14 protein-coding genes are annotated in these 14,714 nt (G+C 34.3%); 6 read left to right on the top strand and 8 right to left on the bottom strand.

Going from position 1 to position 14,714, the window contains the following annotated elements; genetic code table 11:
- The 6 genes from UC75_RS17515 to tviB form a co-directional block, all read right to left on the bottom strand.
- Positions 1-836: glycosyltransferase (locus UC75_RS17515; RefSeq protein ID WP_228137484.1), on the bottom strand; the 836-nt coding region annotated here is incomplete at its 3' end.
- Between the two features lie 2 nt (positions 837-838).
- The gene (locus UC75_RS19115) at positions 839-1,339 is read right to left on the bottom strand and encodes a hypothetical protein (protein ID WP_164837886.1); all 501 of its coding nucleotides are present in this window, start codon (positions 1,337-1,339) and stop codon (positions 839-841) included.
- Between the two features lie 629 nt (positions 1,340-1,968).
- The gene (locus UC75_RS17525; RefSeq protein ID WP_049838318.1) at positions 1,969-3,144 is read right to left on the bottom strand and encodes a hypothetical protein; all 1,176 of its coding nucleotides are present in this window, start codon (positions 3,142-3,144) and stop codon (positions 1,969-1,971) included.
- The gene (locus UC75_RS17530; protein WP_128825352.1) at positions 3,141-3,683 is read right to left on the bottom strand and encodes an acyltransferase; all 543 of its coding nucleotides are present in this window, start codon (positions 3,681-3,683) and stop codon (positions 3,141-3,143) included. Before UC75_RS17530 ends, UC75_RS17525 begins: the two co-directional genes overlap by 4 nt.
- A 2-nt stretch (positions 3,684-3,685) precedes the next feature.
- Positions 3,686-4,711 carry an NAD-dependent epimerase/dehydratase family protein gene (locus tag UC75_RS17535; protein WP_049838319.1) on the bottom strand — a complete coding sequence of 342 codons (1,026 nt, stop codon included), beginning with the start codon at positions 4,709-4,711 and terminating at the stop codon, positions 3,686-3,688.
- 18 nt (positions 4,712-4,729) lie between these two features.
- On the bottom strand, positions 4,730-6,004 hold the full coding sequence (tviB, locus tag UC75_RS17540) for a Vi polysaccharide biosynthesis UDP-N-acetylglucosamine C-6 dehydrogenase TviB (RefSeq protein WP_049838320.1): 1,275 nt from the start codon (positions 6,002-6,004) through the stop codon (positions 4,730-4,732).
- 367 nt (positions 6,005-6,371) lie between these two features.
- Between tviB and UC75_RS17545 the strand changes: the two genes are divergently transcribed.
- The 5 genes from UC75_RS17545 to UC75_RS17565 all read left to right on the top strand — a co-directional run bounded on the left by UC75_RS17545 (position 6,372) and on the right by UC75_RS17565 (position 11,770).
- Entirely contained in the window at positions 6,372-7,472 is a 1,101-nt protein-coding gene (locus tag UC75_RS17545) for a polysaccharide biosynthesis/export family protein (protein ID WP_049838321.1), read from the top strand.
- A 5-nt stretch (positions 7,473-7,477) separates the two neighbouring features.
- Positions 7,478-7,906 carry a low molecular weight protein-tyrosine-phosphatase gene (locus UC75_RS17550; protein ID WP_049838322.1) on the top strand — a complete coding sequence of 143 codons (429 nt, stop codon included), beginning with the start codon at positions 7,478-7,480 and terminating at the stop codon, positions 7,904-7,906.
- 18 nt (positions 7,907-7,924) lie between these two features.
- On the top strand, positions 7,925-10,108 hold the full coding sequence (locus UC75_RS17555) for a polysaccharide biosynthesis tyrosine autokinase (RefSeq protein ID WP_049838323.1): 2,184 nt from the start codon (positions 7,925-7,927) through the stop codon (positions 10,106-10,108).
- Positions 10,109-10,299: 191 nt separating this feature from the next.
- Entirely contained in the window at positions 10,300-11,025 is a 726-nt protein-coding gene (locus UC75_RS17560) for an FKBP-type peptidyl-prolyl cis-trans isomerase (protein ID WP_049838324.1), read from the top strand.
- A gap of 49 nt (positions 11,026-11,074) precedes the next feature.
- Positions 11,075-11,770, top strand: a complete 696-nt coding sequence (locus tag UC75_RS17565; RefSeq protein ID WP_049838325.1) for an FKBP-type peptidyl-prolyl cis-trans isomerase — start codon at positions 11,075-11,077, stop codon at positions 11,768-11,770.
- 47 nt (positions 11,771-11,817) lie between these two features.
- Here UC75_RS17565 and murJ read toward each other — a convergent pair whose 3' ends face one another.
- Positions 11,818-13,368, bottom strand: a complete 1,551-nt coding sequence (gene murJ / locus UC75_RS17570; RefSeq protein ID WP_171056862.1) for a murein biosynthesis integral membrane protein MurJ — start codon at positions 13,366-13,368, stop codon at positions 11,818-11,820.
- 72 nt (positions 13,369-13,440) lie between these two features.
- A complete protein-coding gene (gene ampD, locus UC75_RS17575) occupies positions 13,441-14,010 on the bottom strand; it encodes a 1,6-anhydro-N-acetylmuramyl-L-alanine amidase AmpD (RefSeq protein ID WP_049838326.1) in 570 nt (189 codons plus the stop codon).
- A gap of 171 nt (positions 14,011-14,181) precedes the next feature.
- On the opposite strand from ampD, the gene UC75_RS22340 reads away from it, so the two are divergent.
- A partial coding sequence (locus UC75_RS22340; protein ID WP_416202228.1) for a nicotinate-nucleotide diphosphorylase occupies positions 14,182-14,714 on the top strand: 533 nt, incomplete at its 3' end.

Consider the following 14,714-nt stretch of genomic DNA (forward strand, 5'->3'; position numbering starts at 1 on the left):
TCAGCAATAGCGGGACGAACATCAGAAAGCTTCCCCCAGTATTTAATAATTTTTTCATCAATCCATGAATCTAATTCTTGCTGTTTTATTGCGGTTGGATTTTCATCTATCCAGCCCACTAAATTAAATTCAATTTGAGGATATTCTTTTTTAATTAATTTGGCTGCTTCTACATACTCTCTTATGCCTTTATCTTCTAATAATCGAGCAATTAATAAAAATGAAACCTTAACTTCACCATTCATAGCACGAGGCAAACTTACAACTTCAAAATCAGTCACATTGACACCAGATCCGTTGACAACTACTGCAGGCACCTTGTTACTTAATAAATTTAATTGCTGGAATAAAGCTAGATCATCAGGATTTTGAAAAAAAACCTTGGATGATCTTATTAATGCTTGTTTATAAAGCCAATGTACGATTTTTTGGAACGTACTTCTTTTACTTGTACTATCTACATTCTGAAAAGCATATCCCAAGCCTGTTATAAGTGAAAAACGATTTGGCACTTTTGCAAAATAAGTAGCAAGCGTGCCGTAGATCACAGGTTTAATCGTATATGACAAAACATAGTCTGGCTTAATCTTGCTTGTAATTTTATAGATTTCAAATAGTGTTTTTATATCTGCGATTGGATTAGTCCCAGTTCTTTGCATTTCAACAGAATAAACAGAGTAGCCAAGCAATTGTAATTTATTTACTTCATCTCGAAATAGTTCTAGATCTGGAGCAATAATATGAATTTGATAGCCTTTTTTATGAATAGCTTCAAGTAATTTTCCACGAAAATTTAATATTGAAGGAAGAAAACTAGAAATAATAACAAAATTCATAATTAAATTTTCCTTTCACTAGAAAGCATAAACATAAGTAAAACTGTTAAAATTGGTATATACAACATTACTCTCATTCTGACCATAATACCTAAATTTGCAGAAATTAAAGGCATAAATAAAATAAATAATGCTATAAATATTAAAATAAAAATTTGTTTAGAATTATTAAATTTATCCTTAGTAAAAAGATAATAATATGAATATAGTAAAATACTAATAACTACAACGCCTTCCGCCATTGAAAATAATGAAAGAGGATCTAGTGATAACCACGGTAAACCACCTAATACGAAAGCGAGCATTTTTAATATATAAGGTTGTGAAGCGAGTAATAATCCTGAACCCTCCTCAGAGTAAGCTTCATTTCTATTTTCTACAAATCCGCCGATATCCGAAAAACCATCTTCAGAATATTTTTGAATAAAACTAAACAGAAACTGATACAAAACAAAAAGTGATGGAATTGACAAAACTAAAATTATAAATCTATAAACACCCATAGATATTTTCTTAAGTTTAAAATTACCATATATAAATTCATGCAGTATAAAAGTTAAAAAAACAATTGCAAAAACATGAATCCTAATTAATGCCAAGAACACTAATGAAAAAACCAACAACTTTATCTTCTTATAAATATAAGCATATAAAAACAAAGATATAAACAATAAAACCAAGCAATCTTTCCCAATAGCTACCGTCCAGAAATGAAGACCAGGAATAAAAAGTAATATTGTAAGAAATAAAAAACTATTGGAAGAAATTTCTCTCTTGGAATAAAAATTATAGATTATTAAAAAAAAGGATAGAATAACCCACGAAGATATCATACTAAAAAATAAAAAAACGTTTTCATAGCTATTTAATATATAATTTATAAAATGAACTAAATGTACTAAGAATCCTGTACCACTAGAAAATGGAAAGTTTTCTAATTGTTCAGTTCCCCAAATATAGTAGTTAAGACTATCATTTGGTCGTCCTAATGAGTAAAAATAAAAGCCTAAAGAGAATATATAGTGATATAAATTTAAGAAAAAAGATATTACCAAAAACGAGAATGACTGCTTTCTAGCAATAAAATAAAATATTAGATACGTAAATAAGGCAAAAAATAGACAGCTCAATATTAACATATCAATTTACTCTTCTTTAAAGAAAACATTAAAATCATACTTGTCATCAATGCAGAGGTAAAAACATATAAAATAGAGAATTTAAAAGCAAATTCTCTATAATAAAAACATAGAAAAACCAGTAAAAGAGAAACTACAATCATTGGTAAGATAAGAGCAATATTAATAACATTTTTCATTTTCTTTGAAAAACTTGCAGTTAAATTAACCCCTCGTAAAAGTAATGAAATCAACATTACAACAAAAGATAGTCCAAATAAAAAATAGTTATCACTCAACTCATTTATAAAAATATAAAAACCAAAACATAATCCAACGATAATTAAATTAATTAATAAGTATTGATTAAATTTTGTATCAATAAATTTCTCTATCAAACTAACTTTTACGCTTATTAGAAATTGCATCAAAGTAGTAGTAGTAGAGGCTAACAAATAAACAATTGTAAAAACACCCAACCCTTTTTTATCATTAAAAAAAATGAAAAAATATCTTGGTACAAGGCTATTTATACTAATTAACAATGAGTTAAAACCATATAAAAAATTATCTTTAATATAGTCAGTAATATTTTTTATATCTGGACTTTCATTAAACCTTCTTTTTTCTACCACTGTATCTATTACAAAGAAAGTAAAATACACTCCCAAAAGTAAATAAAATACAAATTCTATAGGATTCAACGAAAACTGCTTAAAATAAAAAAATATTAACCCAAATAAAATTAAGAATAATCTTTTAAATATAACAAAAAAAGCATTTTTAAGTTCTTTAATTGAGACTAAGAATGAAATATAAATATCTGAAAATAATTCAAAAACTTTATAGAGACCAGCAACAACTAAAATTTTTATTGGTTGATGAGTCACTAAATAAAAAATAAATAAAATACTTAAAAGTAATAAAACAACCACACCACTTGCAAACAAACTTTGTAAAAATCTTTTTTCTTTATCTTCTTTTATATTAACAATGTTAATATATTCAACATATCTAAATTGACTAAACATAACGATTGGTGCGAGTATCGTTGCGTAAGTTGCAAACTCTCCAATTCCTTGAACTCCCATTTGCACCCAAAGGAATAGAAAAATTAAACTCATTATCAAAAGTGAAGAGAACTTCAGAAATAAAATCTGAAGCCCCTCTAAAATTCTAGAAAATTTCATATATCACGTATCTTTTTAACAGGAACCCCTCCATATAGAGCTCCTGAGTCTGATAAGCTTTTCGTAACAACAGCACCAGCTGCAACAACACATCGCTTCGGAATTTTTACTCCCGCTAAGATACGCACTCCACAGCCTATCCAAACATCATCATGAATTTCTAAGCTGTCACAAACGACAGGATTATATTTAATAGGTAAATTATTATCGTTCCATGTATGGTTAGTAGAAATCAAGCTAGAAGCATGAGCAATTGCTACATTATCACCTATCTTAATCCCCCCTAAACAAATTAATGTACACTGATGATGGATACTTACATTATTACCTAAGGATAAATTGCTAACACTTTCAATAGAAACAAAGGGGCCAATATAGACATTAGTCCCACATTTTTTTAATTTACCAGCAATTAGAATATATCTTGCTACCGCACCAAATTTTCCATCAAAAATATCTAAGCAACGCCAAAAAAAATGAAAAAGAAAAAATGGGAGTAATGAAGTAATACGAGCTAAAATGGTAAATATTTTCCACATATTTATTTACCATCATTCAGTAAGTACCAATTCACAGCTAAAACTATTCCTTCAGATATTCTGAATTTTGGATCGTACCCTAGTAAAGTTTTGATTTTAGTTACATCTGCTTGTGAATGTCTTACATCACCTGCTCTAAATTCACGGTAAACAGGTTCTTTTTCACAAGAGATATCATTTTCTTTTAAAGCGGCTTTAATAGCCTTATATAAATCATTTAATGTGGTTCTATCACCAACAGCAACATTAAAGACTTGATTTTTAGCTTCATCTTTTGCAATAGCTGCTAAAATATTAGCTTGCACTGTATTTTCGATATAACAGAAATCACGACTGGTCTCCCCATCACCATTAATAAATACATCATCTCCTTGAATCATAGCTGCCGTCCATTTTGGAATAACTGCAGCATATGCTCCATTAGGATCTTGACGTTTACCGAACACATTAAAATAACGCAGACCTATTGCTTTAAAATTATATGTACGTGCAAAAACTTCAGCATAAAGCTCATTTACATATTTAGTTACCGCATAAGGAGATAATGGATTACCAATATTTTCTTCTACTTTTGGTAATGCCGGATGGTCACCATATGTAGAACTACTCGCAGCATAAGTAAAGCTTTTGACTTTAGCATCCCTTGCTGCAACAAGCATATTTAAAAAACCCGTAATATTGGCACTATTTGTCAATATTGGATCAGCAATTGAACGTGGAACAGAACCGAGAGCAGCCTGATGTAAAACGTAGTCAACGTTTGTACATACCTTCTGACAATCTTCTAAGTTTCGAATATCACCATTATAGAAAGTGAAATTCTTCCATTGTTCACTGGTAACTAAACCCTCTACCTCATCCAGATTATATTGATGACCTGTAGCAAAGTTGTCTAAACCAATTACTTTTTGATTTAACTTTAATAAAGTTTCTAATAGGTTTGATCCAATAAAACCGGCAACACCAGTTATCAACCATATTTTAGGTGTGTTCTTAAGCTGTTCCAATACTTGTTCATATTGATTCATATTTTTTCTCAACAAATATTATAAACGGATATCTGACTCAGATTGAGCTAGAACATATTTCAGATCATAAAGAACATGCGATGCTTTACCTAAAGATCGAATTGCCTCAATACCCATTTTCTTAAATTCATCATGGGCTACTGCTAATATTACAGCATCATATTGACCTGCAGTAGGCTGACTAACCGGAGTAATACCATATTCGTGTTGAGTTTCCTCACTATCAATCCAAGGATCATACACATCTACATCCATATGATATTCTTGTAATTCTTTTACAATATCAATAACTTTCGTATTACGTATATCTGGACAATTTTCTTTAAAGCTTAGACCTAATACTAGAACTTTAGAACCCTCAACTTGGATTTTCTTTTTTATCATTCCTTTTACAAGTTGAGTAACAACATAAGCTCCCATTGAATCATTTAATCGGCGCCCTGCTAAAATAATTTCTGGATGATATCCAATTGCTTGCGCTTTATGAGTTAAATAGTATGGGTCAACTCCGATACAATGCCCACCGACCAGACCTGGACGAAATGGTAAGAAGTTCCATTTTGTACCAGCAGCTTTAAGTACTTCTTCTGTATCTATACCTAATTTATTAAAAATAAGTGCTAATTCGTTAATTAAAGCAATATTGACATCACGTTGAGTGTTTTCAATGACTTTTGCAGCTTCAGCAACTTTTATACTAGGTGCTTTATGTGTTCCTGCTTCAATAATTAAATTGTAAACTTCATCAATATAATCAGCCACTTCAGAAGTCGAGCCTGATGTAATTTTTAAAATATTAGTAACACGATGAAGTTTATCACCTGGATTAATACGTTCTGGACTATAACCAGCAAAAAAATCTTTATTAAACTTTAAACCTGAGATTTCTTCGAGTACCGGGATACAGACTTCTTCTGTAGCGCCCGGATAGACTGTAGACTCGTATACGACAATATCACCTTTTTTTAGAATTTTACCAATACTAGTAGAGGCCTTAACTAAAGGTGTTAAATCAGGCTGCTTATAGTCATCAATTGGAGTTGGAACAGTAACAATAAAAAAATTACAATCTTTTAAATCTTCTAAGTTTGAAGTGTAGCTTAATTGAGCTGCTTGTTTTAATTCTTCTGGTGAAACTTCTAAAGTATGATCTTGACCGTTTTTTAATTCACTTATACGTTTTTGATAAATATCAAAACCAACTACGGATACTTTCTTTCCAAACTCAACTGCCAATGGCAAGCCTACATAACCTAAACCTATAATCGCTATTCTTAAATCGGCAAGTTGCATAAAAGTTAGCCTTTTTCCTTACAAATTGTATATATAATAAAAAATATATCTTGACTGGATATTGTCGTGCATAACTATATCAGTTTTTTTTTATTAACCGTAATTCAATTGTATAAAAGTGTTTACAGTTCTTAAGTTCTCCTTATATAGCTTAATTTGGGTTTTTTCATTAGGTCTTTAGTCGATCAAGAATTACTATTAATATGCGTTAAAAAGCTTTGATATAAATTAAACATACAAAGCTCTACGTTTTTTCTGTGTTTTTTAATTTTTTTTCGGCTAGAATCGGTACATCCTGCGTTTAATAGACACTTGTTACTATGCAGTGGACAATATCAATTAAAGATAAATACACAAAGGGTTGCGTGTGAAGTATTGCCAGTTTTTTTCTGTTCTTGCCTTAAGTTTAAGTGCTGCAAGTTGTGCAGTCACTTCCGGTTTACAAACTTACGATATTCCCAATGAAGGTGTATATAAAACTGACCTTGGAACTACGGTTAATGTCGTTAAAATTTCTCAAGAAACATTACCGGCGATACAACCTGCTCAAGTTGATTATCAACGCGACTATGCAGCTTTGTTTACAAATCAGTTACCTATATACCGTTTAAACTCGGGTGATGTTCTTTCTATCCAACTTTGGGCATATCCTGAAATCACTCCTCCAGTAAATAATATAAATAATGAACAGTCGATTCAGGCAAGTGGTTATCCAATCGATCAAACTGGTTATATTCAATTTCCTCTAGTAGGCCGCTATAAAGCTGCTGGTAAAACACTTACTCAAGTTAACCGAGAGCTTCACAGTCAACTGGCTCGTTTCTTAAAAAATCCAGATGTTGTAGTAAGAGTTTTATCTTATGAAGGTCAACGTTTTTCCGTACAGGGTAGCGTTATAAAAGGTGGACAATTTTACTTAAGTGATCAACCTGTAAGTGTATATACAGCGTTAGGTCTTGCGGGTGGTGTAACTGATAAAGGTGATAACACCTATATTCAACTTATTCGGAATGGTATAACTTATAATCTAAATACTCTTGAATTAGAAAAAGCAGGATATTCATTACATAAATTATTAGTCAAACCCAATGATACAATTTATGTGAGCACTCGTGAAAACCAGAAAATTTATGTCATGGGTGAATCTGGTAAGAATCAAGCCTTAGCAATGCGTGACCAAGGGATGACTTTAAGTGATGCCTTAGGTGAAAGTTTAGGTTTAAATCCATTATCAGCTAGTGCTAGTCGAATTTATGTTTTACGCACTAATCCAAATGACCGAACAACTGAACTCTATCATTTAAACTTAATGAGTATTGGTGATTTCGGTCTAGCAAATCAGTTCAAGTTACGTAGTAACGATATTGTATATGTAGATGCGACTGGCTTGACTCGCTGGCAGCGCGTTGTTAACCAGATTATTCCTTTCTCAAGTGCGTTATATAACATAGACCGTTTGGGACAATAATTTTCATGCAATTTAAAAATATTTTAGTCGTCTGTATTGGGAATATTTGTCGAAGTCCTATGGCAGAATATTTTTTAAAACAGAAATACCCAGAGCTAAATGTTGAATCTGCTGGTATTTCAGGACTTATAGGCCACCAAGCAGATAACAAAGCACAACTTTGTATGCAGCGTCTAGGTATCGATATGCAGCCCCATATCGCTAGAAAACTAAATGCTGAGCATATTAAAAAAGCTGACCTTATTTTGGTCATGAGTCAGAACCAGCAAAAACATATTGAGCAAACTTGGCCGTTCGCAAAAGGTAAAACTTTTCGTTTGGGTCATTGGCAAAATAAAAACGTGCCAGATCCATATCAGCACGATCAAGCTGTTTTTGATGAAACCTGCCAACTCATTCAACAATGTATTGCTGACTGGAAACCTTATATTTAACGCCAAGATTTTAAACTTATGAACCAAAAAACGAATACCGACGATACAATTGATTTAAAAGAACTGTTTTTTTCACTAATTGCTCAGTGGAAATTAATTGCACTTTGTATCATTTTGAGCCTTGTATGTGCCCTACTCTATTTACGAGTAACTCCAGATACTTACTCAGTTGATGCTTTGGTTCAAGTTGAAGACAGCAAAGGGGCTTCCGCAGCTCTTTTAGGTGATTTATCACAGATGATTGAGCAAAAGTCACCTGCTCAAGCAGAAATTGAAATTTTAAAATCTCGTTTAGTATTAGGTTCTGTTATTAAAGATTTACACTTAAATATTCAGATTTCCAGTACAGAAAATACGCTTACTCATCGCTTGTTAAGTGATACTGAATATAAAACAGAATATAATAAAAAATCAGTCATTTTTAAGGATGGACTCAAAAGCTTTGAAATACGCCAATTTGAAATTCCCGCTTATTATCTTGACAAAAACTTATTACTCAATTTTGACAAAAACTCCTTACGTTTAAGTGATCCTAGTACTGAACAAACTCTTCTAACTGTACCACTCAATCAATTAAATCAAGTAACAGGACCACATGGTACTTGGAAAGTTGGTATCTTCACTAAAGATCAATTTGATGCTACATACAATATAAAAAATTTATCTTTACCAGCTGCAGTCGATGCAATCAGCTCAGACTATTCCGTTGCAGAGCGTGGTAAATTAACGGGCATTATTGGCTTGAATTACCAAGGTGAAGATCAAGAACACATTACTAAAGTCTTAAACGCAATTTTAGTAACCTATGGTGATCAAAATGTTGAACGACGTTCAGCTGAATCTGCGCAAACCTTAAAATTTTTAGATGAACAGCTCCCAGATCTAAAAAAACAATTAGATGACGCTGAGCGTCAATTTAATAAGTTCCGGCAACAGTACAATACTGTCGATGTAACAAAAGAATCAGAGCTTTATTTAACTCAAAGTATTACTTTAGAAACCAAGAAAGCAGAGCTTGAACAGAAGCAGGCAGAAATGGCTGCAAAGTATACTGCTGAACATCCAGCAATGCGTGAAATTAATGGTCAGCTTACAGCTGTCAATAAACAAATCAGCGAGTTAAATAGCACACTAAAACAATTACCAGATATTCAACGTCAATATTTGCAGCTTTATCGTGAAGTAGAAGTCAAAACACAACTTTACACTGCCTTATTAAATTCATATCAACAACTCCGAATCGCAAAAGCTGGTGAAATTGGTAATGTACGAATTGTAGATACCGCAATTGAACCTGTTGAACCAATTAAACCTAAAAAACTACAAGTCTTACTCCTTTCATTATTCTTAGGCGGTTTTATAGGAACATTAATTGCTTTAGTACGTAATATCTTACGTACAGGTATTAAAGATTCTAATCAAATTGAGAATGAATTGGATTTACCTGTTTATGCAACTGTTCCACGCTCTCCAATTCAAGAAAGTCGTATCAAGATTTTAAAGAAGAAGAAAAGTATTCCTATTCTTGCTGTTAAAAATAGTGATGATATTGCAATTGAGAGCTTACGTAGTATTCGTACCGCTATTCATTTTGCCTTAACAAATGCAAAAAATAATATCATTATGATTGCTGGCCCCTCACCAGAAGTTGGTAAGTCATTTATTTCGACGAACCTTGCAACAATTTTTGCGCAAGGTGATAAACGTGTATTACTGATTGATGCCGATATGCGTCGTGGTTATATGCACAAATATTTTGATGTTGATGTGAAGCCAGGTCTTTCTGAATTATTGAGTGGACAAGCTGATCTACAAAAAGTTTTACATAAGACTCCTGTAGCAAACCTTGATGTGATTACACGTGGTAAGAGTCCAACAAATCCTTCAGAGATTTTAAGCTCAAACCAATTTAAAGAATTACTTGAACAGCTTCAAAGTCAGTATGACCACATCATTATTGATACTCCGCCAGTGTTGGCAGTAACCGATGGTATTATTATTTCGCAATATACTGGTGTGAACTTAATTGTTGCCCGTTATGCTAAATCACAAATGAAAGAACTTGAATTAACACTTAATCGCTTTGAACAAGCAGGTGTTAAAGTCAATGGCTTTATTCTCAATGACATTCAACGTGCTAGCGCAGGCTACGGTTATGGTTATAACTATGCCTATGCTTATAAAGCACAAAAAGAAGATTAATCGTAAAGTGATAATAGAACCGGATCAAATGATCCGGTTTTTTTATTTAAGATTTTTTTAAGTATATCCCTACTAAAACTAACTAAAATATATAAAAAACCACTCGTTTTTTTTCTTAAACATTCTATGCTTAAGCATGCTAAGATCAAAAGCAGCCTTTTAGACTCAAATGATTATTTTTGGAACCTTTTATGAGTAAAGCCTTACCCATTGCTGTCGCTGTAGTTTTAGGCGGTGCTGCACTTGTACCAGTATATTATGCAAGCCAACATCCGACCACAGAAGTCGGAAGCAAGGCAAATAAAAATGCCTCTCCAATTGAAAAAATCAGTTATGTTCTTGGATATGAAGTTGCTCAGCAAACTCCACCTGAGCTAGATACAAAAGCATTTGTGAAAGGGATTCATGATGCTCGTAGCAAGCAACCAAGCGCTTATACTCAAGAAGAGTTAAAAGCTGCTGTAACAGCTTATGAAAAAGAATTACAGCAAAAAATGCAACAACAAAATAAACCGGAGCAAGCTGCTGGTGCTACTCCTGAATCTGCAGATGCGCAATTCCTTGCAGAAAATAAATCAAAAGCTGGCGTAAAAACAACAGCTTCTGGCTTGCAATATATCATTACTAAAGAAGGTACTGGCAAGCAGCCAACAGCTCAGTCAGTTGTTAAAGTACATTATGAAGGGCGTTTAATTAACGGTCAGGTTTTTGATAGTTCTTATAAACGTGGTGAACCAGTTGAGTTCCCTCTTAATCAAGTAATTCCAGGCTGGACTGAGGGACTTCAATTAATGAAAGAAGGCGGTAAAGCGACTTTCTTCATTCCATCAAATCTTGCCTATGGTCCTCAGGAAGTTCCTGGCATTCCAGCAAACAGTACACTGATTTTTGATGTAGAACTTATTTCAGTGAAATAAAAACATTCAGGAGAGTAGAACACTACTCTCCTTTTTTTTGGAAAACAGCATGAAAAAAATCGGTTTAATGATTGCAGCATCAACAATGAGTTTATCTGTTTTTGCTGCAACTCCTATAACGAATAAAAGTCCAGCAAAAGAACAATTTAGTTATAGTTATGGCTATTTAATGGGTCGTAATAATACGGATGCGCTAACAGATCTGAATCTTGATATTTTTTACCAAGGTCTTCAGGAAGGCGCTCAAAGTAAAACAGCACGCTTAACTGATGAAGAAATGGCGAAAGCGATTAATGACTATAAGAAAACATTAGAAGCCAAACAACTCGTCGAATTTCAAAAAACAGGTCAACTAAATGCTCAAGCAGGCACAGCATTTCTTGCTGACAATGCAAAAAAATCTGGTGTGATAACGACTAAATCTGGTCTCCAATACCAAGTGTTAAAAGAAGGTAATGGACAAAAACCGAAAGCTACCTCTCGCGTTAAAGTGAATTATGAAGGTCGTTTACTAGATGGAACCGTATTTGATAGTTCGATTGCTCGTAATCATCCAGTTGAGTTTCAGCTTAGCCAAGTCATTGCAGGTTGGACAGAAGGTCTACAAACCATGAAAGAAGGCGGAAAAACGCGTTTCTTTATTCCTGCCAATCTTGCTTATGGTGAAGTCGGTGCTGGTGACACGATTGGTCCAAATAGCACTTTAATTTTTGATATTGAATTACTACAAGTTTTACCAAAATAAATTCATTAGATATAAAAAAGCGATCATTTAAGATCGCTTTTTTTATTTTAGTGTTTTAAGTCTCTAGGACGAAAACCGGTAATGATTAAAACGACCAGATAAGCAACTACGCCGACGACACACAATCCCACTACTTCGGCAATACGCAACCACTGTGAAAGCTCACCGTTATACCAATTTAATGCAAACCAAAGTGCTGCAATCATGGCAAGGTTCGCCAAACCATATTGAAGCCCTAATTTTTTCCAATGCGAATCAAATCGGAAAATATTACGTTTGTGTAAATAGAAGTAGAGTAGACCCGCATTTACCAAAGCCGAGCCTGAAGATGCCAGTGCCAGTGCCATATGTTCTGCATGCCAATCAATCAGCTTAAAGAAACCAATAAATACAACGTTTAAAATAGCATTAGCTGCGACCGACATTAAACCGACACGTACTGGTGTTTTGGTATCTTGCTGTGCATAAAAACCAGGTGCAAAGACTTTAATCAGCATAAACGCAATCACGCCTGCACTCATACATTGCAGTGCAAGCGCTGTCATTTGTGTATCACGTAGGTCAAACTCTCCACGCTGGAATAATGCCTGAATAATCGGTGTAGAAAGCATAAATAAAGCAATACTTGCTGGTAAGCCAACTAATACAATAATTTTTGCAGCCCAGTCGATCATACCGCGGAACTTTGCTTGATCTTGTTCTGCATGACGAGCAGAAAGTGAAGGTAAAATCACTGTACCAATCGCAACACCAATTAAACCTAACGGCAACTCAGTCATACGCTCTGCACTATAGAGCCAAGACACTGAACCATCTTGCATGAAAGAGGCCCAAATCGTATTTAATAACAGGTTAATCTGGGTAACAGATACCCCAAATAATGCTGGAAGCATTAATTTTAAAATGCGTTCTACACCTTCATGTTTAAAATCAACTTTAGGTGGAATCAGTAGGTTTTTACGCCACAATTCAGGAATTTGTATAGCTAACTGTAATATCCCTGCCACGACCACTGACCAACCTAAGGCTTTGATGGGTTCAGCCATATACGGCGTAAGCCACCATGCACCTGCGATCATCGCGACATTTAGTAAAACGGGTGAAAAAGCTGGTGAAGCAAACGAACCATAACTATTTAAAATACTGCTAGCAAAAGCAGTTAGTGACATAAATAATAAATAAGGGATAGTCAGGCGGAACATGCTGACTGCTAAATCGAATTTTTCAGGATCACTATGGAAACCCGGTGCGTACATATAAATGATCGCAGGTGCTAAAACCATAGCCACAAAAGTCAGTAAGGTCATGACCGTTAGCAAGCAGCCAAATACCCGACTAATCAAGATCTGTACTTCAGCGTGTGCTCGACCTGTTTTATATTCAGTTAAGACTGGAATAAAGGCCTGAGAAAAGGCACCTTCGGCAAACAATCGTCGAAAAAAGTTGGGAATACGAAAAGCGACGACGAAGGTATCAAAATCTTTACCCGCACCAAACACGTTGAGCAATACGACATCCCGCACGAGCCCTAACACTCGTGACAACATCGTCATTGCACTGACAATAAAAGTCGATCGCCACAATGCCATCGTACTCACCTACAGCTATATTCGAAAGACGCTATTGTAATGAAACTAGAAAATCTTTTCGTTGTGAAATGATGAATGAACTCAACTTTTTTTCTGAACTAACAGTTCTCTAAAGTGCTGCCATTTAAAATAAGGTCCCGGATCAGTTTTTCGGCCAGGTGCAATGTCTGAATGCCCTGCTATATGGTTTTTAATTTCGGGATAAGCCTGACGAATAACCTTAACCACATCGGTTAATACTTCGTATTGTACTTCGTCAAATGGTAAATCATCACTTCCTTCAAGTTCTATCCCAATTGAATAATCATTGCATTCTACTTTGGCTAAATAGCTCGAACGTCCTGCATGCCATGCCCGATCATTAAAATTAACAAACTGTAGGACTTCACCTGTTCGTAAAATTAACAGATGTGTAGAAACTTGCATTCCTTCAATGGTCTGGAAATAAGGGTGCACTGACCAATCTAATTTATTTTGAAAAAACTGCTCAATATATCCACCTCCAAATTGAGACGGTGGCAAGCTAATATTATGAACGACGATCATTTGAATTTCGGTACCAGTCGGCCGCTGGTTAAAATTTGGAGAAGGGATTTGTCTCGCCCCTTTTAATTGTCCATCTATAACTTCATACGGTGTGATTTGCTTCATTGAGATGCCAATAAATTGCTTGCCAATTGTTTTAGTTTAAAGCAGTTATCTACTTTTCAAAGCAGTAAATGCGATTGTTTATCACGATTAATCTCATAAAACAGCTTATTTTTAAAGTCGACGGTGCTAATATATCGCAAGTTTTAGGGTCATCTACAAAATGGAAACCGTATGAGCATACCTCAGTCTTTGCTTGAACAATCAATTCAAATCAATATTCAACAAGCATTACAAGAAGATATTGGGGACGGTGACATTACCGCGATGCTCACACCTGAAGATGAGCAGGCAACCGCGACCATTATTAGCCGTGAAGATATGGTTTTAGCTGGCCAGCCTTGGGTTAATGCACTCATCTCAGCTTATGACAATACTGTACAGGTAACTTGGTTAAAACAAGAAGGTGACCGTGTTGCTGCAAATGAAGCCTTTTTAAAACTTGTAGGTTCTGCACGTAGCTTACTTACTGTAGAGCGCCCTGCTTTAAACTTTATTCAAACTTTGTCTGCTGTTGCAACAAAAACTGCTGAATATGTTCAACATCTTGAAGGTTTAAATACAAAACTTCTCGATACGCGTAAAACCTTACCAGGCTTACGTATTGCACAGAAATATGCTGTGGCTATTGGTGGCGGACAGAACCATCGTCTCGGTTTATTTGATGCATTCTTAATTAAAGAAAATCATATTATGGCGGCGGGCGG

The organism is Acinetobacter sp. V2 (assembly GCF_001188385.1).
In the GTDB taxonomy this organism is placed as follows: Bacteria; Pseudomonadota; Gammaproteobacteria; order Pseudomonadales; family Moraxellaceae; genus Acinetobacter; species Acinetobacter oleivorans.

Coding starts and splice junctions, on each gene's coding strand:
- UC75_RS17535 (WP_049838319.1), bottom strand. CDS start 4,711: ATGAATCAATATGAACAAGTATTGGAACAGCTTAAGAACACACCTAAA.
- UC75_RS17530 (WP_128825352.1), bottom strand. CDS start 3,683: ATGTGGAAAATATTTACCATTTTAGCTCGTATTACTTCATTACTCCCA.
- UC75_RS17550 (WP_049838322.1), top strand. CDS start 7,478: ATGCAATTTAAAAATATTTTAGTCGTCTGTATTGGGAATATTTGTCGA.
- UC75_RS17525 (WP_049838318.1), bottom strand. CDS start 3,144: ATGAAATTTTCTAGAATTTTAGAGGGGCTTCAGATTTTATTTCTGAAG.
- ampD (WP_049838326.1), bottom strand. CDS start 14,010: ATGAAGCAAATCACACCGTATGAAGTTATAGATGGACAATTAAAAGGG.
- UC75_RS17555 (WP_049838323.1), top strand. CDS start 7,925: ATGAACCAAAAAACGAATACCGACGATACAATTGATTTAAAAGAACTG.
- UC75_RS17565 (WP_049838325.1), top strand. CDS start 11,075: ATGAAAAAAATCGGTTTAATGATTGCAGCATCAACAATGAGTTTATCT.
- UC75_RS17560 (WP_049838324.1), top strand. CDS start 10,300: ATGAGTAAAGCCTTACCCATTGCTGTCGCTGTAGTTTTAGGCGGTGCT.
- UC75_RS19115 (WP_164837886.1), bottom strand. CDS start 1,339: ATGGGTGTTTATAGATTTATAATTTTAGTTTTGTCAATTCCATCACTT.
- tviB (WP_049838320.1), bottom strand. CDS start 6,004: ATGCAACTTGCCGATTTAAGAATAGCGATTATAGGTTTAGGTTATGTA.